Annotated in this window: 24 protein-coding genes, 1 tRNA gene and 1 pseudogene; 12 read left to right on the top strand and 14 right to left on the bottom strand. The window is 56.0% G+C overall.

Translation table 11 applies throughout. The features are described from left to right. Positions 1–73 precede the first annotated feature (73 nt). The 8 genes from ACQG11_RS12305 to rraB form a co-directional block, all read right to left on the bottom strand. Positions 74–388: a hypothetical protein gene (locus ACQG11_RS12305; RefSeq protein WP_045307596.1), complete on the bottom strand. Its 315-nt coding sequence runs from the start codon at positions 386–388 to the stop codon at positions 74–76. A gap of 20 nt (positions 389–408) precedes the next feature. Then, positions 409–624, bottom strand: a complete 216-nt coding sequence (locus ACQG11_RS12300) for a helix-turn-helix transcriptional regulator (RefSeq protein ID WP_001098294.1) — start codon at positions 622–624, stop codon at positions 409–411. Positions 625–790: 166 nt separating this feature from the next. Beyond that, on the bottom strand, positions 791–1,600 hold the full coding sequence (locus tag ACQG11_RS12295; RefSeq protein ID WP_045307597.1) for a DUF6387 family protein: 810 nt from the start codon (positions 1,598–1,600) through the stop codon (positions 791–793). Positions 1,601–1,711: 111 nt separating this feature from the next. After that, positions 1,712–2,962 carry a tyrosine-type recombinase/integrase gene (locus tag ACQG11_RS12290; RefSeq protein WP_045307598.1) on the bottom strand — a complete coding sequence of 417 codons (1,251 nt, stop codon included), beginning with the start codon at positions 2,960–2,962 and terminating at the stop codon, positions 1,712–1,714. 189 nt (positions 2,963–3,151) lie between these two features. Continuing rightward, positions 3,152–3,236, bottom strand: a tRNA-Leu gene (locus ACQG11_RS12285). Positions 3,237–3,342: 106 nt separating this feature from the next. Continuing rightward, a complete protein-coding gene (locus ACQG11_RS12280; RefSeq protein ID WP_426728395.1) occupies positions 3,343–4,065 on the bottom strand; it encodes a topoisomerase II in 723 nt (240 codons plus the stop codon). 30 nt (positions 4,066–4,095) lie between these two features. Next, complete coding sequence (gene miaE, locus ACQG11_RS12275) at positions 4,096–4,854, bottom strand: tRNA isopentenyl-2-thiomethyl-A-37 hydroxylase MiaE (protein ID WP_023295833.1); 759 nt, start codon at positions 4,852–4,854, stop codon at positions 4,096–4,098. 47 nt (positions 4,855–4,901) lie between these two features. Then, complete coding sequence (gene rraB, locus ACQG11_RS12270) at positions 4,902–5,327, bottom strand: ribonuclease E inhibitor RraB (protein WP_032625251.1); 426 nt, start codon at positions 5,325–5,327, stop codon at positions 4,902–4,904. Between the two features lie 99 nt (positions 5,328–5,426). Here rraB and argL point away from each other — a divergent pair, with 99 nt between their 5' ends. The 3 genes from argL (at position 5,427) to xynR (ending at position 7,603) form a co-directional block, all read left to right on the top strand. Then, entirely contained in the window at positions 5,427–5,522 is a 96-nt protein-coding gene (argL, locus tag ACQG11_RS12265; RefSeq protein ID WP_213083700.1) for a putative translational regulatory protein ArgL, read from the top strand. Then, positions 5,492–6,496 carry an ornithine carbamoyltransferase gene (gene argF / locus ACQG11_RS12260; RefSeq protein ID WP_032625248.1) on the top strand — a complete coding sequence of 335 codons (1,005 nt, stop codon included), beginning with the start codon at positions 5,492–5,494 and terminating at the stop codon, positions 6,494–6,496. Before argL ends, argF (ACQG11_RS12260) begins: the two co-directional genes overlap by 31 nt. Positions 6,497–6,841: 345 nt before the next feature. After that, positions 6,842–7,603 (top strand): DNA-binding transcriptional repressor XynR, encoded by a 762-nt coding sequence (xynR, locus tag ACQG11_RS12255; RefSeq protein WP_426728394.1) that lies wholly within the window; start codon positions 6,842–6,844, stop codon positions 7,601–7,603. Here the strand turns inward: xynR and ACQG11_RS12250 are convergent. The 5 genes from ACQG11_RS12250 to ACQG11_RS12230 form a co-directional block, all read right to left on the bottom strand. Continuing rightward, positions 7,588–9,198, bottom strand: coding sequence for a glycoside hydrolase family 43 protein (locus tag ACQG11_RS12250; RefSeq protein WP_426728393.1), 1,611 nt, complete (start codon positions 9,196–9,198; stop codon positions 7,588–7,590). The genes xynR and ACQG11_RS12250 overlap by 16 nt on opposite strands. Positions 9,199–9,209: 11 nt before the next feature. Then, a complete protein-coding gene (locus ACQG11_RS12245) occupies positions 9,210–10,592 on the bottom strand; it encodes an MFS transporter (protein WP_426728392.1) in 1,383 nt (460 codons plus the stop codon). Positions 10,593–10,818: 226 nt separating this feature from the next. After that, positions 10,819–12,786: a xylonate dehydratase YagF gene (gene yagF / locus ACQG11_RS12240; protein WP_426728391.1), complete on the bottom strand. Its 1,968-nt coding sequence runs from the start codon at positions 12,784–12,786 to the stop codon at positions 10,819–10,821. Between the two features lie 14 nt (positions 12,787–12,800). After that, complete coding sequence (gene yagE, locus ACQG11_RS12235; RefSeq protein ID WP_280005318.1) at positions 12,801–13,709, bottom strand: 2-keto-3-deoxygluconate aldolase; 909 nt, start codon at positions 13,707–13,709, stop codon at positions 12,801–12,803. A gap of 235 nt (positions 13,710–13,944) precedes the next feature. Continuing rightward, a complete protein-coding gene (locus tag ACQG11_RS12230; protein ID WP_275062562.1) occupies positions 13,945–14,397 on the bottom strand; it encodes a YhcH/YjgK/YiaL family protein in 453 nt (150 codons plus the stop codon). A gap of 675 nt (positions 14,398–15,072) precedes the next feature. On the opposite strand from ACQG11_RS12230, the gene arcA reads away from it, so the two are divergent. The 5 genes from arcA (at position 15,073) to ACQG11_RS12205 (ending at position 20,359) form a co-directional block, all read left to right on the top strand. After that, entirely contained in the window at positions 15,073–16,293 is a 1,221-nt protein-coding gene (arcA, locus tag ACQG11_RS12225) for an arginine deiminase (RefSeq protein WP_275062561.1), read from the top strand. A gap of 10 nt (positions 16,294–16,303) precedes the next feature. Then, positions 16,304–17,215: a carbamate kinase gene (gene arcC / locus ACQG11_RS12220; protein ID WP_022646884.1), complete on the top strand. Its 912-nt coding sequence runs from the start codon at positions 16,304–16,306 to the stop codon at positions 17,213–17,215. Positions 17,216–17,344: 129 nt separating this feature from the next. Continuing rightward, positions 17,345–18,349 (top strand): ornithine carbamoyltransferase, encoded by a 1,005-nt coding sequence (gene argF / locus ACQG11_RS12215; protein ID WP_003863360.1) that lies wholly within the window; start codon positions 17,345–17,347, stop codon positions 18,347–18,349. A gap of 46 nt (positions 18,350–18,395) precedes the next feature. Continuing rightward, positions 18,396–19,799 carry a YfcC family protein gene (locus tag ACQG11_RS12210; protein ID WP_003863365.1) on the top strand — a complete coding sequence of 468 codons (1,404 nt, stop codon included), beginning with the start codon at positions 18,396–18,398 and terminating at the stop codon, positions 19,797–19,799. Between the two features lie 80 nt (positions 19,800–19,879). Beyond that, on the top strand, positions 19,880–20,359 hold the full coding sequence (locus ACQG11_RS12205; RefSeq protein ID WP_003863366.1) for an arginine repressor: 480 nt from the start codon (positions 19,880–19,882) through the stop codon (positions 20,357–20,359). 3 nt (positions 20,360–20,362) lie between these two features. Here ACQG11_RS12205 and ACQG11_RS12200 read toward each other — a convergent pair. Beyond that, positions 20,363–20,480, bottom strand: a pseudogene (locus ACQG11_RS12200) (hypothetical protein). On the opposite strand from ACQG11_RS12200, the gene ACQG11_RS12195 reads away from it, so the two are divergent. The 4 genes from ACQG11_RS12195 (at position 20,460) to ridA (ending at position 22,465) form a co-directional block, all read left to right on the top strand. Beyond that, positions 20,460–20,564, top strand: coding sequence for a pyrBI operon leader peptide (locus tag ACQG11_RS12195; RefSeq protein ID WP_022646880.1), 105 nt, complete (start codon positions 20,460–20,462; stop codon positions 20,562–20,564). The pseudogene ACQG11_RS12200 and the gene ACQG11_RS12195 sit on opposite strands and share 21 nt — an antisense overlap. Before the next feature lie 34 nt (positions 20,565–20,598). Then, positions 20,599–21,531 (top strand): aspartate carbamoyltransferase, encoded by a 933-nt coding sequence (gene pyrB, locus ACQG11_RS12190; protein ID WP_003863368.1) that lies wholly within the window; start codon positions 20,599–20,601, stop codon positions 21,529–21,531. A gap of 12 nt (positions 21,532–21,543) precedes the next feature. After that, positions 21,544–22,005, top strand: a complete 462-nt coding sequence (pyrI, locus tag ACQG11_RS12185; protein ID WP_003863370.1) for an aspartate carbamoyltransferase regulatory subunit — start codon at positions 21,544–21,546, stop codon at positions 22,003–22,005. 73 nt (positions 22,006–22,078) lie between these two features. Then, on the top strand, positions 22,079–22,465 hold the full coding sequence (gene ridA, locus ACQG11_RS12180) for a 2-iminobutanoate/2-iminopropanoate deaminase (protein ID WP_003863373.1): 387 nt from the start codon (positions 22,079–22,081) through the stop codon (positions 22,463–22,465). Positions 22,466–22,594 lie beyond the last annotated feature (129 nt).

Below are 22,594 nucleotides of genomic sequence, written 5' to 3'. Positions count from 1 at the left end.
TAAACGGCAACCAAAATAATGTAAGTTATTTTGTAAGGTTTTAAGCCAAAATATGGGGCCAAACTTTACATTTTTACAAAAGAGTTTTCAGCCCAATCTGATATCGAATTATCCGTTTCGATAAATTTCTAATTTCATCTGGGCATTTAATTAGCGAGAACCATGTTTCATACACATAAAACTGTTCGAAAATATTAAGCTCAGAGATCGAATCTAACGGTTCTCTTAGATTCCCCACTAAATACTGGCTTAACCAGTAAACAATCTTTCTGTTAAATTCATTATCAGGTAAATCGTAAATCGCTCCGGGTTCGAAGATTTTACAGAAAAGTTCCTGGCCCAGATTACACATATGGTTATCTTCACTCACAAATTCTTCGATATTCATAACATGCCTCCCCAAATTAACTAAGCAACATTATTTCGACTTGTTTCGATAACAGACTGAATCCAGGCATCAATCTCACTTTCGACGAAAGCTACTGCACGAGTTCCAATTTTGACAGGGGCAGGAAACTTACCATCTTTGATCAGACGATAGACCCAGGCTTTGCCGAAACCAGTTCGTTTCAAGACTTCTGGTAAACGAATTAAGCTTTGATTGGTTGTATCGGTTGTATTCATTTGGCTACCTCCTCCGCTTCCGTTACGAAGATATTAGCCACACAGATTCGTATCTATGAAGGGAATGCTGATAACTGAAAAGTTAGATGAGGGAATAATGAAAGGAAATTCCGGGGAAGAAAAATATTTACGCCCTCCCCTTGACAATTAACATGATGATTTACAACTAGAAAGATCCGAGTTCCGAAATCGGTATGTTGCGGAGATGGCTGTTTTTGCTGATAAAATATTCCAGACTACGGGTTGTTTCGCCATTCAATGACTTCTCTGCAACAGGCCTATCTGTATCTTTAATGTGATCTTCTCCTCTGATCTCATTTGTAAAGTCGGGATACAAGACACGAGACAAGACCATATTTGAGATTTTTACTTTTTTAAACTTTGCCCAAATCAATAAATCCATCATTGGGATAATATTGTAATCGACAAGTTTTCTTATTTTTGCAAGTCCAATTTTTTCTGTTTTCACTGGCTCAATTTCATATTCTTTTCTAAGATCTGGTAGCATCGTTTGTAAGGCTGTTATAATTTCTTCATCGCTGGACATTCCTAAATCAAATGAAACATACATCTTGCTGCTATTTTGGTTTAGAAAAAAGTCCCTCATAGTTTTTGTAATTGGTTTCTTTTTCAACTCTTTTTTGAAATCGCCATTTTCTTCAAAAAAATCCATGCTAAACATTATTAACTTGTTCTCTAATTTTTTTATATCACCAAAGCTAACTTGCGCAACATGCCTTTGGCCCTTGCCAAAATGACCATGATTATTATCTTGTCTGCTTAAAATAGGATTACCTTCAAGGATAGACCTTAAATTTTGATTATCATCTTCCCATCCAAAATTTACACTGTCGAAAATCGCTTCTCTAAAGGCAAGCTCAGTATGCAGTTCTTTGATTGTAAGTGATTTTAACTGCTCATAGTTTTCGAGACTAAACCAGCTTTTTAATTCTTCATAAGGGCTTACTACTTTCATTAATCCCTCCACTGTATTCAAAGCTTGAATGAGTTAACACTGCTTATTTGAATTAATTCTCCCTTAACAAGATTGATAAGGGAGAGCGATTGATCATCTACTTATTCATAGTTAACTCTTTTTAAAATCAAATGGTGAAACTTGTCGTATTCTAAGGAGGTCAAGGTAATCGGCCCACCACTGCAACATAAGCTTTCTCTCATCAAGGTGCTCTGCTTTATGTATGTACGCAGCACGAACTGAGTTCCGCTCCTGATGGCTCATTTGCCGTTCAACAGCATCTTTCGACCACAAACCGGATTCAATTAAAGCACTACAAGCCATAGCTCTGAATCCATGTCCACAGACCTCCACGGTTGTGTCATAGCCCATAGACCTCAAAGCCTTGTTTACCGTATTTTCACTCATGGGCTTTCTGAAATCATGGTCGCCAATGAACACGAGTTCATGGTCACCGCTGATCTCTTTAATTTCCGTCAACACAGCCAATGCCTGACAACTCAAAGGAACAAGGTGTGGAGTTCGCATTTTCGAACCACGATGCGAATGTTTCACTCCGGGTAATGGCTCTCGCTCTGCAGGAATAGTCCACATGGCATTGTCGAAATCTATCTCTGACCAACGAGCAAACCTGAGTTCACTCGAACGAATAAAAATGAGCAATGTAAGCTTTACGGCTAACTTCGTGAGCTTTCTACCTTTGAATATTTCAATTCGCTCTAGGAGTTCAGAGAAGCGATCAAACGGTAATGCCGGTCGGTGGGTTCTTTTTGCTACAGCAATAGCCCCAGACATTTCTTGGGCCGGATTATAGTCAATTAAGCCATTCTGGACGGCATATCGCAAAATTGCTGTGGTTCGTTGTTGTAGACGGGCTGCTACTTCTAACCGTCCAGAAGCTTCAACAACCTTGATCGGAACAAGTAGATCCTTGGTTTTAAGCTCGGCTATTTTTCTCTTTCCTATGAAAGAGAAAAGGTTATCTTCAAGGCTCTTTAAAACCCTCTCACTATGGGAATCTGACCATTTCCTTTTACAGGCAGTATGCCAGTCCCTTGCAACAGCTTCGAATGTCAGGGCTTCGCTTTGCTCGATTTTGTCTGCTTTTTTCTTTTCTGAGGGGTCGAGACCAAGCGATACTAATTTTTTGGCTTCATCCCGTTTCTTGCGGGCTTCACTAAGAGAGACCATTGGATAAACACCCAATGCTAAAACTTTCTGTTTGCCATCGAAACGGTATTGGAGTCGCCAGTACTTCGAGCCGTTAGGATTGATCAGCAGGTGCATACCCTGCCCATCGGTGAGTTTGAAGGGTTTGTCGGAGGGCTTGGTAGTCCTAACTTTGATATCGGTGAGAGCCATCAGTTGATACCTCCAGTGTTGGTACCAAAATCAATCGAACCGGGAATACCATCAGTTATACCATCATCAGTTGGTATATGTTCAAGGAATTGAGTAGACGTAGACAGACTAAGAAAAGCCAGAAACCTGCTTAACTTACTGTTTTTATGGACTAAAGTAGACGTTAGTAGACTTGAAAAAAGCTTTGTATGGTGCCGAAGGCCGGACTCGAACCGGCACGTATTTCTACGGTTGATTTTGAATCAACTGCGTCTACCGATTTCGCCACTTCGGCACTGAAGGGGATGCGGAAACGTTGTGGATTATACCTGTCGCGCGCCGCCATGCAAGCGACGACGCGCTAAACCCGCGCTAAGTGCCCAAAAAACCAGCGCCCTTCGTCACTCCAGCTCAGACACCGCCAGCCGAATCACCCTCGCCGCCTTCTGCTCCGGCAGCGCCAGCACCTTGGCCCACATCTCCTGCACCATATCGCAGGAGAGCTTCTCTTTGCCCGCCGCCTTCTCCGGCATCTGCAACAGCTGGATGTCCTCGCCGTACTGATCGGCAAGTTGCTTCATAATCGGTCGGACATCCTCGACGGCCGCCTCACGCTCGGCCTGGGTCACGGTGTGGCGGTTTTTGCCGTAGGCCGCGCGCATCATGTCCGCATCGGCCTGCATGCGCCGCGCCATCAGGTCTTTATCCAGCATGCGCATCGGGTTGATGCCGCCCTTCACCATCGGGTAGAGGAAGCGGAAGCAGGCGTCGTCGCTCACCTTCTGGATGGCGGCGGTCTGCTCCATGTTGATGGTCATGTAGTTCACCACGTTGGCGTCCGGGGCGTTTTGCAGGCGCGTCATCTGCAGATGCAGGATCTGCGGCTGGATGGTGTCGATAATCTGCTGCTCCGGCTCGCCCGCTTTTTGCAGGGCGGCCATCTGGTCGAGGATGCGCTGATGCAGCGCGGGCTCCTGCTCCTTAATCACCTGCCAGGCGGGCATCGCGTTGAGGGCGTTATCCATCTGCCGTTCCGGAGCGCGCTGCCTGTCGAAAAACACCCAGAACGCCACGGAGGCAGCCGCAATGACGATAATCACAATACGGGTCCACTTTTTATTCATCTCGCATCCTTATCCTTGAGTTATGCCGGGTTACACCGGCACGCCGCTGTGGAAGCGAAACTCGTGGTCCGGTGTCGAGATAAGTGTGGCTTCAATTTCGCCAAAAAGCTGTATGCGCGGTGAGATATCGTCGTCGCTCACCTGCTGAGCCAGCGTCAGGTAGTCCTGATAATGGCGCGCTTCCGAGCGCAGCAGCGAGAGATAGAACTTCTGCAGGTCGTCGTCGAGGAACGGGGCCAGCGCGGCGAAGCGTTCGCAGGAGCGGGCTTCGATGTAGGCACCGCAGATGAGCTTGTCGATCAGCGTCAGCGGTTCGTGGGTGCGCACTTCCTTTAGCATCCCTTTGGCGTAGCGGCTGGCGGTGATTTTGACGTACGGAATATCGCGGGCCAGCATCGCCTCTCGCACCTGCCAGAAGTGGTGCAGCTCCTCTTTAATCAGCAGCACCATACTGTCGATGAGCGCCTGGCCCCACGGGTCGTCGGTTTTGGGCATCACGCTTTTGCCAATCTGCTTGTGCAGGGCGATGAAGTCCGGCTCCGGGCCGTCGCGGAAGGTGAACTGTTCGTAGGGCTTGAGCCAGTCGAGCAGCGCATCGGCACCGCTTTCGTCGGCGACGTATTTACGCACGAGTAACAGCGCGGTCTGGGCGGCCTTGAGCTCGCACACCATATGGTCGGTGAGCAGCAGCGGCAGGTTCGCCGGGTCGCGGGCTTTATCAATCCATGCTTGCGGGGTCGGGCACTGGAGGAAGTTGAGTACGGGGGCGAGTATCTGCGGGTAATCCATGGTTCTGCCTTGAAAAAAGCGGTGGCGCGTGCCACCGCCTGAAACGCTTAGTGACGCACGCCGTCGTCGTCTTCGTCGACGTAATCTTCGTCGTCGCCTTCTTCGCCGTCTTCACCGTTCGGATCTTCGAAGTAGGTTCCCCAGCCGTCGTATTCCACGTCAAACTTCTCGGCCAGGTTCATCAGCTGTTCGACCTGCGCGTCGATCAGCTCCGCCTTCAGCGCGCCTTCGCTCAGGATATCGCAGCAGATGACGGTGTCGCCCTCTTCCACTTCCAGCTCTTCCGGCTCGGTCACTTCGTAACCCAGCTTGAAGGCTTCCACGGCCATTTTTTCCAGCGCTTCAAAGTCGTCCGCAGAGAAATGGTGTTCGATGGTGTACAGCGCGTCCGGATCGCTACCGTCTTCCAGCAGTTCTTCAATAATCAGACGCGTCTCTTCGCGTTGCTCTTCCAGTAATTCCGGGTTTGCCATGGGTCAATCCTCTTTAAAGTGCGGCAGATACTTCTATTTTCACACACGGACGGGTTTGCCTCCACCTTTGTTGGAAAGATTTGTGAAACGGGGTTGAAAATGAATAATTACACATATAAAGTGAATTTTAATTCAATAAGTGGCGTTCGCCATGCGAGGATAAAATGTCTGATCTGTACAAGAAACACTTTCTGAAATTGCTCGACTTTACCCCTGCACAGTTCACTTCTCTGCTGACTCTTGCCGCACAGCTCAAAGCCGATAAAAAAAATGGCAAGGAAGTACAAAAGCTTACTGGAAAAAACATCGCACTCATCTTCGAAAAAGACTCAACCCGTACACGTTGCTCTTTCGAAGTTGCCGCATTTGACCAGGGCGCACGCGTTACCTGGTTAGGGCCGAGCGGCAGCCAGATTGGGCATAAAGAGTCAATTAAGGATACCGCACGCGTGCTCGGGCGGATGTACGATGGCATTCAGTATCGCGGCCACGGCCAGGAAGTGGTCGAAACGCTGGCGCAGTACGCGGGCGTGCCGGTGTGGAACGGGCTGACCAACGAGTTCCACCCGACGCAGCTGCTGGCGGATCTGCTGACCATGCAGGAGCACCTGCCGGGCAAGGCGTTTAACGAGATGACGCTGGTCTACGCGGGCGACGCGCGCAACAACATGGGCAACTCGATGCTGGAAGCGGCGGCGCTGACCGGGCTGGATCTACGCCTGGTGGCCCCGAAAGCCTGCTGGCCGGAAGAGAGCCTGGTGGCGGAGTGCAGTGCGCTAGCGGAAAAGCACGGCGGGAAAATCACCCTGACGGAAGACGTGGCGGCGGGCGTGAAAGGCGCGGACTTTATCTATACCGACGTGTGGGTGTCGATGGGCGAAGCCAAAGAGAAGTGGGCGGAGCGGATTGCGCTGCTGAGGGGGTATCAGGTGAACGCGCAAATGATGGCGCTGACCGGCAACCCGAACGTGAAGTTCCTGCACTGTCTGCCGGCGTTCCATGACGACCAGACTACGCTCGGCAAGCAGATGGCGAAGGAGTTCGATCTGCACGGCGGGATGGAAGTGACGGACGAGGTGTTTGAGTCGGCGGCGAGCATCGTCTTCGACCAGGCGGAAAACCGGATGCATACGATTAAGGCGGTGATGGTGGCGACGCTTGGGGAGTGATTGACTCCTCTGCGGTCTGGTGCCCTCACCCCGGCCCTCTCCCACAGGGAGAGGGAGAACACCCAGCCCGTAGGCCCGTGCAAGCGCAGCGCCGCCGGGCGAATCAGGCGACGATGCGGCCTGATGCCCTCACCCCGGCCCTCTCCCACAGGGAGAGGGAGAAAACACAACCCGTAGGCCCGTGCAAGCGTAGCGCCGCCGGGCGAATCAGGCAACGCTGCGGCCTTATGCCCTCACCCCGCCCTCTCCCACGGGGAGAGGGAGCAAACCGGCGCCATTTCATTGATTTTTCACCCCGAAAAAGGTACGTTTTCGCCTTCATTCCAGCGTGGACATGCCAGCATTATGCCGATTATTCAGTCTGTTGAACGTGCGTTGCAGATCCTCGACCTGTTCAACGAGCAGGCCACCGAGCTTAAGATCACCGACATCAGCAAACTGATGGGGCTGAGTAAGAGTACCCTCCACTCGCTGCTGAAAACCCTCCAGCTTCACGGCTATATCGATCAGAACCCGGAGAACGGCAAATATCGCCTCGGCATGAAGCTGGTTGAGCGCGGTCATTTCGTTGTGGGCTCGATCGATATTCGCCAGAAGGCGAAAGGCTGGCTGACGGAGCTGTCCCAGCGGACCGGGCAGACCACCCATCTGGGGATCCTGGACGGTCGTGAAGGGGTCTATATCGAGAAGATTGAAGGCAAGCTGGCCGCCATAGCCTATTCGCGCATCGGCCGCCGCCTGCCGGTTCACGCAACCGCCATCGGCAAAGTGTTGATTGCCTGGCTGGGCGAGGCCGAGCTGAACGCCCTGCTGGAGGGCTATCAGTACACCACCTACACCCCTTCCACCCTCGCCTCTCGCGAAGCATTAATGGCCGCTCTGGCGCAGACCCGCGAGCAGGGCTATGCCCTGGACAGCGAAGAGAACGAGCAGGGCGTGCGCTGCGTGGCGGTGCCGGTGTGGAACCACGAATCCCGCGTGATTGCCGCCCTGAGCCTGTCGACCCTGACCTCGCGCGTGGACGATGCCGAGCTGGCTAATTTCCGCGAGGAGCTTCAGCAGGCCGGGCTCGAGCTCTCACGCGCACTGGGCTATGCCGGCTCGTAGGTGAAGTAGTCGAAGTCCGCGTGGCAGCCGTCGCCGCTGATGTCCTCGCAGTGCAGTCCCACAAACGCACCGGTAAAGAAGCCGCGCCCGCCGATGTAGTCGTCCGACAACTTCCACGCCTCATACGTGGTCGGCACGGTATGCCATGTCTCGCCGTCGAACGAGTAGCTGTAGCGGTAAACCAGTTTATCCACGTCCACCCTTAGCCAGACGCTCTCGGCCTGTTCCGGCACCGGAATCGGCTGCTCGTGCAGCGGCCATGACGGCACGTTGTGGTCGAGTTGGATCACCTTGATGGTTCTCCCCTGCCCCTCATCGTAGTCCACAAAGCAGTAGCTCCAGTTTTTGCTGTTGTAGTAGCAGGTCAGCCCCGCGCTCTGCTGGAAGTGGACCGGCGAGAACTGCATCCGCGTCTCGGCCCGGAAGGTGAAATGCTGCCAGCGGCGCGCCACGGTCGACTGGGTAAAGGTCGAGTTGAGCGAGTCGTTGCCGTAGAGCCGTAAGTAGCCCGGGCGGGCGGTAAGCGAGCCGAGGGTGTTGTCGAACGGAATGCGCAGGGTCTGCAGTTCCGGGTCAAGCGAACTGGCGTCGAAATCGTCCCGCCAGCTGCACTGAACGGATGCAGGCTGTTCCGCTACCTGCGGGCCTTTCACGGTCAGCTGCGCGTGCCTGCCGCCTTCCACGTAAGGCCAGCCGTCGCGCCACTCAATGCGGGCGATGCCGGTCTCGCGCCCCAGCGGGCAGTAGCCGCGCCCGCCGGAGGCCAGCAGCGGCACGCCGGGCAGGCGCAGCGGGCGGCTGGTGAGGTAGGCCATATACCACTCCCCGGTGTGGGTTTGCAGCAGCGAGCCGTGGCCGCTCTTTTGCAGCGGGTTCTCCGGCAGGTGCCAGCTGGTCATCATCGTCACGTCCGGGTGCAGCTCGTACGGCCCGTCGATGGTTTTTGCGCGCAGCACCACGACGGCGTGCTCGTAGCTGGTGCCGCCCTCGGCAACCATCAGGTAGTACCATCCCGCGTGGCGATAAAGATGCGCCCCTTCGGTGTAGCAGAGCGGCGTGCCGGTAAACAGCGTTTTGCGCTCGGGCGAGAGCGTGCCAGTCTGCGAATCAAACTCCTGCATCACGATGGTGTTGTGCGGGTTGCTGTGGTGGCGCGGCCCCCACGGGCGGTAGAGGTAGTATTTGCGGCCATCGTCGTCGTGGAACAGGGACGGGTCAAACCCGCCGTTGCCCATCGGGATCGGCTCGCTCCACGGCCCCTCGATGGACGGCGCGGTGACGAGAAAATTGCGGCCGTTTTTCCACGGCGAGTCGACAATCTTCACGTCGGTATAGAGCAGCCAGAACCTCCCATCGGCGTAGCTCAGGCAAGGCGCCCAGATGCCGCCGGAGTCCGGGTTGCCCTTCATGTCCAGCATCGACACGCGGTCCAGCGGGGTGCTGACCAGCGACCAGTTTTTTAGATCGTGGGAGTGGTAGATGCGCACGCCCGGGAACCACTCGAAGGTCGAGGTGGCGATGTAGTAGTCCTCGCCCTGACGGCAGAGGGACGGGTCCGGGTTGAAGCCGGTCAGGATCGGGTTAGTGATTTCCATAATGCCTCCGGTTAATGGGATGCGGCTGTCGCAGCGTCGGGAATGGCCTCGCCCTGCGCCGCGCGATGCTTGATCAGCTGCTGGCTGATGGCCTCCACGCGGGCGTCGGTGAGCTTGTAGAACGAAAGCATGATGAACATGCCCGCGTAGAGCACCACCGGCACCACGCAGAACAGAATTTTGATGGTGGTCAGCACCTCGACCGGCTGCACGCTGCTGCTGGCGGAGTAGTTGACGTACGCCAGGATCCAGCCCACCACCGCCCCGCCAATTGCCAGGCCAATCTTCAGGCTGAACAGGTAGGTGGAGAACACCAGCCCGTCGAGGCGGCGACCGCTACGGCTCTCCTCGTAATCCACCACGTCAGAGGCCATCAGCCACTGCAGCGGCGTGGTGGTGTTAAAGACGAACAGGAACAGAATGTTGAGGGCAAAAATCAGCGCGATGTGCTCCGCCGGGGTGACGAAAATCAGCAGGCTAATCAGCGAGTAAGCGACGATGATCCACTTGAAGGCGGTAACGCGGTCGAAGCGGCCCAGCAGGCGGGAGGAGCAGAGCGAGCCGAACATGGTGGCGAGGCTGCCGTAGAGTAAAAACTGGGTCGCCATCTCCGGGTGATCCATCACGTATTTCACGAAGTAGAGCGTCGCCCCGCCGCGCACCACGTTGGAGCAGGTCGCCATCATCTTGAAGGCACACATGATGCGCCACTGGCTGTTGCCCAGCAGCAGCTTAAGGTCTTTCGCCACCGACGAACCCGGCTGCACCTCAAAGGTGTAGCGCTCTTTGGTGGTAAAGAAGCAGACGTAGAGCAGCACCACGCCGCTCAGCCCCAGCACGCACATGGCGCCGAAATAACCCACCTGCTCGTTGTCTTTGCCAATGATGCTGACCAGCGGCAGCGCGATGCCGCTGATTGCGAGCGACCCCGCGGCGGCGAGGAAGAAACGCCAGGACTGCAGGGCGTGACGCTCTTTCGGGTCGGCAGTAATGACGCCCGGCATGGCGCAGTACGGCACGTTAACGAAGGTGTAGACCAGAGTCAGCAGAATATAGGTCACGCAGGCGTAGATGATTTTGCCCTGCGCGGAGAAGTCCGGCGTGTAGAAGGTCAGCATGCAGACGATGCCGAACGGGATGGCGCCCCACAGCAGGAACGGGCGAAACTGGCCATGCCGCGTGCGGGTGCGGTCTACCAGCAGCCCCATCAGCGGGTCGGTCACGGCGTCGAGCACGCGGGAGACTAAAAACAGCGTCCCCATAATGCCCGCGGAGAGGCCAAACACGTCGGTGTAGAAATAGGCCAGCAGGAACATCGTGGCCTGCCAGACGAAGCCGCAGGCGGTGTCACCCAGCCCGTAGCCAATTTTGTCTTTCATGGTTAATTGCGTCATCAGAATTACACCCTTATGTAGTGTGCTGAATTACAACATCGTGTTAATGGAGTGTAATGAGCTGTTCAATTAACCAGCAATGCTCATATCTTATTTCTGTATTACGTTATTTCGCTTTTGTGACGTCAACGATATATCGCAACTTATTGTTTAAATTAGTAAATTGCAGACACGCAAAAACCGCCCGCGGACTATTTTCCGCAGACGATTTTCTCTCACAAAATAATTAAATACCGAGCGCTTTTTTACCGGCGTTAATTACCTCAATGATTTTATCGGTGTCATAAATACAGCCTTTCCAGGTGCCGCCGCTCACGGACTGTAATGCCGCCCACAGCCGGGTATCGTCCGGCAAAAAGTCGTGAGCGTGCAGGTCCGGATGCACCTGCCGCCGTGCCAGCTCGCGCGCGCCCTCTTCCGGCGTCAGCGGGTTGTCCGCAGTACCGATAAAGTTTACGCTGCCTGTTAATGTCAGGCGGTCCACCGCAATCTCAATGATGTCGTTATCGCGCAGCTTGCCTATCGGCCCGCCCGCCAGCGCCTCCGGCGACACGTGGCCGAAGCAGGCGCCCGTCGACACGCCCGAGAAGCGCGCATCGGTGATTAACGACACCGTTTTGCCCCACGAGATGTGCTTCAGCGCGGAGGTGAGCTGGTAGGTCTCCTCCATGCCGGTGCCGGACGGTCCACCGCCGATCACCACCATGATATCGCCCTGCTCAATCTCTTCCCGCTTGATGGCCCTGATCGCCTGCGCCTCCGAGACAAACACCCGCACCCGGCCGGTGTGGCGGTAAACGCCATCTTCACCGACGACCGACGGGTCGATCGCCGTGGCCTTGATCACCGATCCTTCCGGCGCAATGTTGCCCGTCGGGAAGCAGACCGTCGAGGTCAGCCCTTTCGCTTTTGCTTTTTCCGGCGGCAGGATCACGTCATCCGGCTCCACGCCGTCCTGCTCGCGCAGGCACTGGCGGAAGCGCGCCCGTCGCTTCGAGCTCTGCCACCAGTCGAGGTTCTCGCCCACCGTCTGGCCGGTGACGGTCATGGCATCCAGGTGCAGCAGGCCGAGATCGCGCAGGTGGAGCATGACTTCCGGCACGCCGCCCGCGAGGAAGGCACGCACGGTCGGGTGATAGTCCGGGCCGTTGGGCAGCACGCTCACCAGGCGCGGCACCCTGCGGTTGACGCGCGTCCAGTGTTCAACGTCCGGGATCGTGCAGCCCGCCGCGTGTGCGATGGCCGGAATGTGCAGCAGTAAATTGGTGGAGCCACCGAACGCCGCGTGGATCACCATCGCGTTTTCGATGGCTTTGTCGGTGAGGATATCGCGCGTGGTGATGCCGCGGTTATCCAGCTCGCTCACCGCCCGCGCCGACTGGCGGGCGATCTCCAGCCACACCGCCTGTCCGGACGGGGCCAGCGCGGAGTGCGGCAACGCCAGACCCAGCGCTTCCGCGACCACCTGCGAGGTGCCCGCCGTGCCGAGGAACTGACACCCGCCGCCCGGCGACGCGCAGGCGCGGCAGCCCAGCTCGGCGGCCTCCTGCAAGGAGAGTTCATGGTTGGCGAAGCGCGCGCCGATGGTCTGCACCTTGCCCGCATCTTCCCCCACGGTCGGCGGCAGCGTCGCTCCGCCTGGCACCAGAATAGTCGGCAGGTCGTGCATCGCGGCCAGCGCAATCATGGTGGCGGGCAGCCCTTTATCGCAGGTTGCCACGCCGATCACCGCCCGCCGCGTCGGAAGAGAGCGGATAAGACGACGAAACACGATCGCCGCGTCGTTACGATACGGCAGGGAATCAAACATGCCGTGCGTGCCCTGAGAACGGCCGTCACACGGATCGCTGACGAAGGCCGCGAACGGGATCCCCCCGTTGCGTGTGATCTCCTTCGCTGCCGCCTGCATCTGCATGCCGATTTCCCAGTGTCCGGTGTGGTAGCCCAGCGCAACCGGGCGTCCGTCTCCGGCGCGGATGCCGCCCTGAGTACCGATAATCAGCACCTCTTTGCCGTTGAGCTTGTTGGCGTCCCAGCCCATCCCGGCGTTCTGCGTCATGCCGAACAGGTTGCCGCTGGGGGATTCCATCAGCATCTGCGGAGTCAGCGGCAGCGCGCCCTGCGGACCCGCCGCGTGGGTGATCACCGCATAAAACGCGTCGTCCTGTGGGGTGAAAATTTTCTCAATAGTCATCGTTATCGTCCGGCTCAGCAGAGCTTGAGCTGTTGTAGCAGGGTTTTCAGCTGCGCCTTACGCGGCTCGTCCAGCGGCGAGGCTGGTGGCAGGACGTGCGTAGAAATTGGACGACCGCAGAGCACGATCGCCTCTTTAATGACGTTCACAAACGGCGTATCCAGCTGATACATCTGCGGGATTTGCAGCAGGGTCTGATGATACTCAGCCGCTTTCGCCACGTCTTTATCCCGCCAGGCTTTCAGAAGATTTACCGACACCTGCGGAGCAAAGTTACCGCTGGCCGAGATCGCCCCGTCACCGCCGAGCAGCAGGGTATTGAACAGATGATCGTCGTAGCCGCAGAGCACGGTGAAGTGTGGATGGGCCGCTTTAACGGTGTGGATCATGCTGCGCAGGTGGGCGACGGAGTCGATGGTGTCTTTGATGCCGACGATGTTACTGCGCGAGTCGGCGAGGGTTTTCACCAGCGCCGGGGTCAGATCCTGCCCGGTCAGCGCCGGGAAGTTATAGAGCATCACCGGCAGCGTGACGCTGTCGGCCACCTGTTCGAAGTAGCGGATCAGGTTAGCTTCCGACACTTTCCAGTAGTAAGGGTTGATCACCACGATGCCGTCCGCGCCCGCCTGCTGGGCGTGCTGGCTCAGTTCAATGGTTTCCCGGGCGTTGGTGCCGCCGGTGCCGATCAGCACCGGCACACGACGATCGACATGATCGATAGCAAAGCGGGCAATGGTTTTACGCTCTTCGGCGCTGAGCTGGGAGAACTCGCCGCCGCTGCCCAGGAAGAACAGGCCGTCGACGCCCGCCGCGATCAGATCGTCGATCAGCGCGGCGGTGCCCGGTTTATCGAGCTGGCCGTCGGCGGTAAAAATGGTGGAGACAGGGGGAATGATACCCGTGAACAACGCGGACTGCGGCATGTGATCTCCTTGCTGAATCATTTTGTTCTACATTATAGAACAGCGTTCATTAATTTAACGATCATACTATGACGGAGAAAAAGCGCAGGTAAATGGGAGATGAGGAGGGAGTGCGGGAAGTTTAAGCTGGATCACATATTAGAGGGTGCGGTCTGGTGCCCTCACCCTAACCCTCTCCCACGGGGAGATGGAACTTTTACACCCTCTCCCCTTGGGAGAGGGCCGGGGTGAGGGGTTACTCTACCTGCATCTTCACCACAACCTTACGCACCTGCGCCGGCGCCCCCACCGCGCACAGCGGCTTATGCACTTCGCCCGGCCAGAACACCACAAAATCCCCTTCGCTCAGCACCACGGTTTTCTCCTGCTCGCCTTCGGGCAGGAACGCGATGTCTTTGTCCGCCAGCCAGTCGGTGTCCGGTGTGCCGTGCGGCAGGGTGCTGAAGGTCATCCCTTCCTGCCCCTTCAGCACAATCTGAATATCCAGGTAGCGTGCATGGTATTCAGCGCGACGCTCAGCGAACGGCTGGGTCATGTCCTCCGATACCAGATAAAACAGGCTGTTGCCGCTGATGTCGTGCTTGCCGGTCGGCGTCGCGTCGGTGACGTGGGCCTTGACGTGCTCAATGGCCTGGCGCAGCTCTTCTGGTAGCCAGGACTGGAGATGATGAATATTGCCAATAATCATGATACAACCCTCAAATTAAAACATTGTTTCATTTTTATCTTTTATACGAGAATCGCCTCTCCCATACCAGCCCTTTTTAGACAAGATTTGCGCCAGCGCATGTTTATCGGAAAATGTGTTAATTCACTGTTAATTACAAAAAGGCATTTATGCAGTCATTATGCATATCCTCATTTCATAAGCTTTACGTAACTTATCTAACTCGCTGAATTTAAAACGTAACTCACAAAACCTGTTGTTGCATCACACTTTATCACTTCGGTTATTTCCTTTAAAATCCCATAATTATTTATCGATTTCTCTTAAGTGAAAAATAGTTAACTGTCATTATTGCATAGCTATTCTCGAGGCAAAATTTTATTCATTAAAATCAACAGCATAACTAAATATTTCAAAGCATGTAATTCTACAAAACAATAACAACCTCAAATATTGCCACCCGTTCCTGCTTAGCTATTCATCCCGTAATAATATGAAATTAATCATTATCTGATACGAATCATGCAATTGAAAATAAACTGCTCAATATCGGTTTTCGCGTGAGCAGCGTCACAATAACCATTATTTAAGCGCCTACTATGAATCACGAAATCAATTGAGCTTAGCCGCCATGAAATTAAACACATCACATGGCGCATGCCCTTTTTATTCTGAAAAAAAGTTAAAGGAATAATTATGGAAAAGCATTACGTCGGTTCTGAAATTGGTCAATTGCGTAGCGTTATGCTACACCGTCCTAATTTAAGTCTTAAACGTTTAACGCCATCGAATTGTCAGGAGCTGTTATTTGATGACGTGCTCTCGGTTGAGCGGGCGGGAGAGGAGCATGATATCTTCGCAAACACGCTGCGCGAGCAGGGTGTGGAAGTCCTGCTATTGACCGACCTTCTTACGCAAACGCTTGATATTGCCGAAGCAAAAGCCTGGCTTCTTGAAACACAAATCTCCGACTACCGCCTCGGCCCAGCCTTTGCCGGCGACGTCCGCGGCTGGCTGGCGGATATGTCGCACCGCGAACTGGCGCGCCGATTAAGCGGTGGATTAACCTACGGTGAAATTCCGGCGGCTATTAAAAATATGGTGGTCGATACCCACACGGCGAATGATTTTATTATGAAACCGCTGCCGAACCACTTATTTACCCGCGATACCTCCTGCTGGATTTATAACGGCGTGTCCATTAATCCGATGGCGAAACCGGCCCGTCAGCGCGAAACCAATAATCTGCGCGCAATATATCGCTGGCACCCCGCATTTGCCGATGGCGAGTTTATTAAGTATTTCGGCGACGAGAATATTAATTACGACCACGCCACCCTGGAAGGCGGCGACGTATTAGTGATTGGCCGCGGGGCGGTATTGATCGGCATGTCAGAGCGCACGACGCCGCAGGGCGTGGAGTTCCTCGCCAACAGCTTGTTTAAACATCGTCAGGCCGAGCGCGTGATCGCCGTTGAGCTGCCGAAACATCGCTCCTGCATGCACCTCGACACCGTGATGACCCACATCGACGTGGACACTTTCTCCGTTTACCCGGAAGTGGTGCGCAAGGACGCCCAGTGCTGGACGCTCACCCCGGACGGACGCGGCGGTCTGCTGCGTACTCAGGAAACCGACCTGCTGCACGCCATCGAAAAAGCCCTCGGCATTAACCAGGTGCGCCTGATCACCACCGGCGGCGATGCCTTTGAAGCCGAACGCGAGCAGTGGAACGACGCTAACAACGTCCTGACCATCCGTCCGGGCGTGGTGATCGGCTACGAGCGCAACGTCTGGACCAACGAGAAATACGACAAGGCGGGCATCACCGTGCTGCCGATCCCGGGCGACGAGCTGGGGCGCGGTCGCGGCGGCGCGCGCTGCATGAGCTGCCCACTGGAACGCGACGGAATTTAAAGGAGCCATCATGGAACGAAAACCCACTCTGGTTGTGGCCCTTGGCGGCAACGCGCTGCTCAAGCGCGGCGAGCCGCTGGAAGCGGACATCCAGCGTCAGAACATCGAGCAGGCCGCCCGCACCATCGCAGGCTTAACGGAGCAATGGCGCGTGGTGCTGGTGCACGGAAACGGCCCGCAGGTCGGGCTGCTGGCGCTGCAAAACAGCGCCTACGACAAAGTCACCCCCTACCCGCTGGACGTTCTTGGTGCAGAAAGCCAGGGAATGATCGGCTACATGCTCCAGCAGGCGCTGAAAAACAATCTGCCCCAGCGCGAGGTGAGCGTCCTGCTCACGCAGGTGGAAGTGGACGCCGCCGACCCGGCGTTCAGCAACCCGACCAAGTACATCGGCCCGGTCTACAGCGAAGCCCAGGCGAAAGCGCTGGCCGCGGAAAAAGGCTGGGTGTTCAAGGTCGACGGGGCCTATTTCCGCCGCGTTGTGCCCTCTCCGCAGCCGAAGCGCATCGTGGAGAGCGACGCCATTACGGCGCTTATTCAGCGCGACCACCTGGTCATCTGCAACGGCGGCGGCGGCGTGCCGGTGGTGGAAAACGCCAACGGTTATCGCGGCATTGAGGCGGTGATCGACAAAGACCTCTCCGCCGCTCTGCTGGCGCGGCAGATCGAGGCCGATGCCCTGCTGATCCTCACCGATGCCGACGCGGTGTACCTCGACTGGGGCAAACCGACCCAGCGCCCGCTGGCGCAGGTCACGCCGGAACTGCTCAGAGGCATGCAGTTCGACGCCGGATCGATGGGGCCAAAAGTGGCCGCCTGCCGCGAGTTTGTTGAAGCCTGCAACGGCATTGCCGGGATCGGCGCGCTGGCCGACGGCGCGGAGATACTGGCGGGCGAGAAAGGCACGTTGATTCGTAACTGAGCACCCATTTCCCCTCACCCTAACCCTCTCCCCAAAGGGGAGAGGGGACGATTACATCCTCTCCCCTTTGGGGAGAGGGCTGGGGTGAGGGGTAAGGTCTTAGACATTAATTTTAAAAAGGATTTACCCATGACCATCAACCTGAAAAACCGCAACTTCCTGAAACTGCTGGACTACACCCCGGCGGAGATCCAGTACCTGATCGATCTCGCCATCGAGCTGAAGGCGGCCAAAAAAGCCGGGCGCGAAAAGCAAACCCTGGTCGGGAAAAACATCGCCCTGATCTTTGAAAAAACCTCCACCCGCACCCGCTGCGCCTTTGAAGTGGGCGCGTTCGACCAGGGCGCGCAGGTCACCTACCTCGGCCCAAGCGGCTCGCAGATTGGCCACAAAGAGTCGATGAAGGACACCGCGCGCGTGCTGGGCCGCATGTATGACGGCATCGAGTACCGCGGCTACGGCCAGGCCATCGTTGAGGAGCTGGGCGAATACGCGGGAGTGCCGGTGTGGAACGGCCTGACCGACGAGTTCCACCCGACGCAAATCCTTGCCGACCTGATGACCATGCTGGAGCACTCTCCGGGCAAAACCCTGCCGGAGCTGAGCTTTGCTTACCTCGGCGACGCGCGCAACAACATGGGTAATTCGCTGATGGTCGGCGCGGCCAAAATGGGGATGGATATCCGCCTTGTGGCGCCGAAATCCTTCTGGCCGGAGGCCGGGCTGGTTGAGCAGTGCCGCGCCATTGCCAAAGAGACCGGCGCGCGCATCACCCTCACCGACGATGTGGAAGAAGGCGTGCAGGGCACCGATTTCCTCTACACCGACGTGTGGGTTTCCATGGGCGAGCCGAAGGAGGCGTGGGCCGAGCGCGTTAGCCTGATGAAGCCGTATCAGATTAATGCGGACGTGATGAAGGCCACCGGTAATCCGAACGTCAAGTTCATGCACTGCCTGCCGGCGTTCCACAACGAACATACCAAAGTGGGCCGCGAAATCGAGATGGCGTACGGCCTGAAGGGGCTGGAGGTGACGGAAGAGGTCTTTGAATCCCCGAACTCCATCGTCTTCGACGAAGCAGAGAACCGCATGCACACCATTAAAGCGGTCATGGTGGCGACACTCGGCGACTAATCACCGCCCGGCGCGCCGCGGGGTGCGCCGGGTTCAGGAGAACATCATGGGCAAGTTCAAATTTCCCTCCGCTTATACCATTCTCTTTTTTCTGATTGCCGTGGTTGCCGTGCTGACGTGGATTGTTCCGGCCGGGCAGTACCATATGGCGATGAACGAGGCGCTCGGCAAAGAAGTGCCGGTTGCTGGCACTTACGCGCACGTGGCAGCGCACCCGCAGGGGCTCGTCTCCGTGCTGATGGCGCCGATTGCCGGGCTGTACGATCCGGAGTCCGGCCAGGCCGGGGCGATCGACGTGGCGCTGTTTATTCTGATCATCGGGGGATTCCTCGGGATCGTCACTAAAACCGGGGCGATAGACGCCGGGATCGAGCGCGTCACCACCCGACTGCGCGGCCGCGAAGAGTGGATGATCCCGATCCTGATGGCGCTGTTTGCCGCAGGCGGCACGATTTACGGCATGGCCGAAGAGTCGCTACCCTTCTATACCTTACTGGTGCCGGTGATGCTGGCAGCGCGGTTCGATCCGGTGGTTGCGGCCTCTACCGTGCTGCTCGGCGCGGGGATCGGCACGCTCGGATCCACCATCAACCCGTTCGCCACGGTGATCGCCGCCAACGCCGCCGGGATCCCCTTCACCAACGGCATCATGCTACGCATCGCGCTGCTGGTGATCGGCTGGATCATCTGCGTGGCGTGGGTAATGCGCTACGCCCGCAAGGTGCGCAAGGATCCGTCGCTGTCGATCGTGGCGGATAAGCAGGAAGAAAATCGCGCCCACTTTCTCGGTAACAAGGGCGAGCAGTCGCTGGAATTTACCCCGGTGCGCAAACTCATCCTGGTGATCTTCGCCCTCGCCTTCGCGGTGATGATCTACGGCGTGGCGGTGCTGGGCTGGTGGATGGCGGAGATTTCGGCGGTGTTCCTCGCCAGTGCCATTATCGTCGGGCTGATCGCCCGCATGAGCGAAGAGGAGCTGACCTCAACCTTTATCAACGGCGCGCGAGATTTGCTGGGCGTCGCGCTGATAATCGGCATCGCGCGCGGTATCGTAGTGATCATGGATAAGGGCATGATTACCCACACCATTTTGCACAGCGCCGAGGGAATGGTCACCGGATTGTCGACGGTGGCGTTCATCAACGTGATGTACTGGCTGGAAGTGGTGCTGTCGTTTCTTGTGCCTTCTTCGTCCGGCCTGGCCGTTCTGACGATGCCGATCATGGCGCCCCTTGCCGATTTCGCTAACGTCAACCGCGACCTGGTGGTTACGGCTTACCAGTCGGCGTCCGGCATCGTCAACCTGATCACTCCCACCTCTGCCGTCGTGATGGGCGGGCTGGCTATCGCCCGCGTGCCCTACGTGCGTTATCTGAAATGGGTCGCGCCGCTGCTGGGGATTTTAACGGTGGTGATTATGGTGGCGTTAAGCCTGGGCGCTTTGTTGTGATTTGCCGGATGGCGCTGCGCTTATCCGGCCTACGGATCGGTGCGGTGCCACCGGTTATTTCGGGAACTGATATGGGAACTATGATGGATTACGAAGAGTACTCTCCCAAAGAGCAACTACAGCTAACGGTCTGCCAGCGTCTGATCGCGGAAAAGAGCTATCTCTCCCAGGAAGAGATCCGCCGTGACTTACAGGAGCGTGGTTTTGAGACCATCAGCCAGTCCACCGTTTCACGTCTGCTCAAGTTGCTTGGTGTCATAAAAATTCGCAATGCCAAAGGGCTAAAGATTTATTCGCTGAATCCCCAGCTGCGCCCGGCCCCCGACGCGGCGCGTACGGTCTCTGAAATGGTGGTGAGCGTGGAGCACAACAGCGAATTTATCCTTATCCATACCGTCGCCGGATATGGCCGCGCGGTGGCGCGTATTCTGGATTATCACCAGTTACCGGAAATTTTAGGTGTAGTGGCCGGGAGCAGTATTGTCTGGGTCGCGCCCCGCGTAGTGAAGCGCACCGCGCTGGTGCATAAGCAAATTAATTATTTACTCAGAACGCATTAATATTCACAAAGAACCGTTTGCATTGAGTAAAGCGTGCATTAAATCGCTTGATCCCAAAAGCGAGCTGCGTATAATGCCCGACAATTTGCCGGGAGGAAGCATGGTCAAGCGTGTACGACATAACGTCTTACCGCGTCTGAAATCAGACGCTGGCCTGCCGTTTTTCTTCCCGTTGCTAAACCTATTCCCAGAGCCCCTCATTTGAGGGGCTTTTTTTTGCCCGGCGTCAGGAGATAAACATGAATCCGCTTTATCAAAAACACATCATTTCCATAAACGACCTCAGCCGCGAAGAGCTGGAACTGGTTCTGGAAACCGCGGCAAAACTGAAGGCCAATCCGCAACCGGAGCTGTTGAAGCACAAGGTGATTGCGAGCTGCTTCTTCGAAGCCTCGACCCGCACCCGCCTCTCCTTCGAAACCTCCATGCACCGTCTGGGCGCGAGCGTGGTGGGCTTCTCGGACAGCAGCAACACGTCGCTGGGCAAAAAAGGCGAAACCCTGGCGGATACCATTTCGGTTATCAGTACCTACGTTGACGCGATTGTGATGCGCCACCCGCAGGAGGGCGCGGCGCGTCTGGCGACCGAGTTTTCCGGCGGCATTCCGGTGCTGAACGCCGGTGACGGTGCTAACCAGCATCCGACGCAGACCCTGCTGGATCTGTTCACCATTCAGGAGACTCAGGGCACGCTTGAGAACCTGAACATCGCCATGGTCGGCGACCTGAAATATGGCCGCACCGTCCACTCCCTGACCCAGGCGCTGGCGAAATTTAACGGCAACCGCTTCTTCTTTATCGCGCCGGACGCGCTGGCGATGCCGCAGTACATTCTCGACATGCTGGACGAGAAAGGCATCGCGTGGAGCCTGCACGCAAGTATCGAAGAGGTGATGGGCAACGTGGATATTCTCTACATGACCCGCGTGCAGAAAGAGCGTCTGGATCCGTCCGAGTACGCCAACGTGAAGGCGCAGTTCGTGCTGCGCGCCAGCGACCTTGAAGGCGCGCGTGACAATATGAAGGTGCTGCACCCGCTGCCGCGCATCGATGAGATCACCACTGACGTGGACAAAACGCCGCACGCCTGGTACTTCCAGCAGGCCGGAAACGGCATCTTCGCTCGCCAGGCGTTACTGGCACTGGTTCTGAATCGCGAATTAGCTCTGTAAGGGGAGACGACCATGACACACGATAACAAACTCCAGGTTGAAGCCATCAAGCGTGGCACCGTGATTGACCACATCCCTGCGCAGGTGGGCTTTAAACTGCTGACGCTGTTCAAACTGACCGAAACGGACCAGCGCATCACCATCGGCCTGAACCTGCCGTCGGGCGAAATGGGCCGTAAAGACCTGATCAAAATCGAGAACACCTTCCTGACCGACGAGCAGGTTAACCAGCTGTCGCTGTACGCGCCGGACGCCACGGTTAACCGCATCGACGATTACGACGTGGTGGGCAAATCCCGCCCAAGCCTGCCGGATCGCATCGAAAGCGTGCTGGTCTGCCCGAACAGCAACTGCATCAGTCATGCTGAGCCGGTTTCCTCCAGTTTCGCAGTGAAAAAACGCGCCAATGACATCGCACTCAAATGCAAATACTGCGAAAAAGAGTTTTCTCATTATGTGGTGCTGGCCAACTAATTGAGGTTGGTAATGAAAACCCGGCTGTTATAATGGCCGGGAACATTCTTAACGCTGTAATTCTGGAGAAAAAATGAGCAAAGTACTCGCGACGGAAAATGCACCAGCGGCTATCGGCCCATACGTTCAGGGCGTTGATCTGGGCAGCATGATCATCACTTCTGGTCAGATCCCGGTGAACCCAAAAACCGGTGAAGTGCCAGCCGACGTAGCGGCGCAGGCGCGTCAGTCGCTGGAAAACGTGCAGGCGATCGTGGAATCTGCCGGTCTGAAAGTGGGCGATATCGTCAAAACCACCGTGTTCGTGAAAGATCTGAATGATTTCGCGACCGTTAATGCCACTTACGAAGCGTTCTTCACCGAGCACAACGCGACCTTCCCGGCTCGCTCTTGCGTGGAAGTGGCGCGTCTGCCAAAAGACGTGAAAATTGAAATTGAAGCGATTGCCGTACGTCGCTAATTCAATTCAATTAAGAAAGGGCAGCTTAGCTGTCCTTTTTATTTCGACTATTTTTACTCTCCATATAAAATGACAAATCGCACCGTCCATTATTAAGCTTCTCCACCCGGTAATATTCTCTAATAATGG

It is taken from the genome of Enterobacter cloacae complex sp. 372C4 (assembly GCF_050030615.1).
Lineage (GTDB): Bacteria > Pseudomonadota > Gammaproteobacteria > Enterobacterales > Enterobacteriaceae > Enterobacter > Enterobacter intestinihominis.
Note: the sequence above shows the minus strand (reverse complement) of the source record. Positions and strands in the feature narration are given on the sequence as shown.

Bases quoted from the DNA above. Each gene is read 5' to 3' on its own strand.
- ACQG11_RS12305 (WP_045307596.1), bottom strand. From the start codon at position 388: ATGAATATCGAAGAATTTGTGAGTGAAGATAACCATATGTGTAATCTG.
- ACQG11_RS12300 (WP_001098294.1), bottom strand. From the start codon at position 624: ATGAATACAACCGATACAACCAATCAAAGCTTAATTCGTTTACCAGAA.
- ACQG11_RS12295 (WP_045307597.1), bottom strand. From the start codon at position 1,600: ATGAAAGTAGTAAGCCCTTATGAAGAATTAAAAAGCTGGTTTAGTCTC.
- ACQG11_RS12290 (WP_045307598.1), bottom strand. From the start codon at position 2,962: ATGGCTCTCACCGATATCAAAGTTAGGACTACCAAGCCCTCCGACAAA.
- ACQG11_RS12280 (WP_426728395.1), bottom strand. From the start codon at position 4,065: ATGAATAAAAAGTGGACCCGTATTGTGATTATCGTCATTGCGGCTGCC.
- miaE (WP_023295833.1), bottom strand. From the start codon at position 4,854: ATGGATTACCCGCAGATACTCGCCCCCGTACTCAACTTCCTCCAGTGC.
- rraB (WP_032625251.1), bottom strand. From the start codon at position 5,327: ATGGCAAACCCGGAATTACTGGAAGAGCAACGCGAAGAGACGCGTCTG.
- argL (WP_213083700.1), top strand. From the start codon at position 5,427: ATGAATAATTACACATATAAAGTGAATTTTAATTCAATAAGTGGCGTT.
- argF (WP_032625248.1), top strand. From the start codon at position 5,492: ATGTCTGATCTGTACAAGAAACACTTTCTGAAATTGCTCGACTTTACC.
- xynR (WP_426728394.1), top strand. From the start codon at position 6,842: ATGCCGATTATTCAGTCTGTTGAACGTGCGTTGCAGATCCTCGACCTG.
- ACQG11_RS12250 (WP_426728393.1), bottom strand. From the start codon at position 9,198: ATGGAAATCACTAACCCGATCCTGACCGGCTTCAACCCGGACCCGTCC.
- ACQG11_RS12245 (WP_426728392.1), bottom strand. From the start codon at position 10,592: ATGACGCAATTAACCATGAAAGACAAAATTGGCTACGGGCTGGGTGAC.
- yagF (WP_426728391.1), bottom strand. From the start codon at position 12,786: ATGACTATTGAGAAAATTTTCACCCCACAGGACGACGCGTTTTATGCG.
- yagE (WP_280005318.1), bottom strand. From the start codon at position 13,709: ATGCCGCAGTCCGCGTTGTTCACGGGTATCATTCCCCCTGTCTCCACC.
- ACQG11_RS12230 (WP_275062562.1), bottom strand. From the start codon at position 14,397: ATGATTATTGGCAATATTCATCATCTCCAGTCCTGGCTACCAGAAGAG.
- arcA (WP_275062561.1), top strand. From the start codon at position 15,073: ATGGAAAAGCATTACGTCGGTTCTGAAATTGGTCAATTGCGTAGCGTT.
- arcC (WP_022646884.1), top strand. From the start codon at position 16,304: ATGGAACGAAAACCCACTCTGGTTGTGGCCCTTGGCGGCAACGCGCTG.
- argF (WP_003863360.1), top strand. From the start codon at position 17,345: ATGACCATCAACCTGAAAAACCGCAACTTCCTGAAACTGCTGGACTAC.
- ACQG11_RS12210 (WP_003863365.1), top strand. From the start codon at position 18,396: ATGGGCAAGTTCAAATTTCCCTCCGCTTATACCATTCTCTTTTTTCTG.
- ACQG11_RS12205 (WP_003863366.1), top strand. From the start codon at position 19,880: ATGATGGATTACGAAGAGTACTCTCCCAAAGAGCAACTACAGCTAACG.
- ACQG11_RS12195 (WP_022646880.1), top strand. From the start codon at position 20,460: ATGGTCAAGCGTGTACGACATAACGTCTTACCGCGTCTGAAATCAGAC.
- pyrB (WP_003863368.1), top strand. From the start codon at position 20,599: ATGAATCCGCTTTATCAAAAACACATCATTTCCATAAACGACCTCAGC.
- pyrI (WP_003863370.1), top strand. From the start codon at position 21,544: ATGACACACGATAACAAACTCCAGGTTGAAGCCATCAAGCGTGGCACC.
- ridA (WP_003863373.1), top strand. From the start codon at position 22,079: ATGAGCAAAGTACTCGCGACGGAAAATGCACCAGCGGCTATCGGCCCA.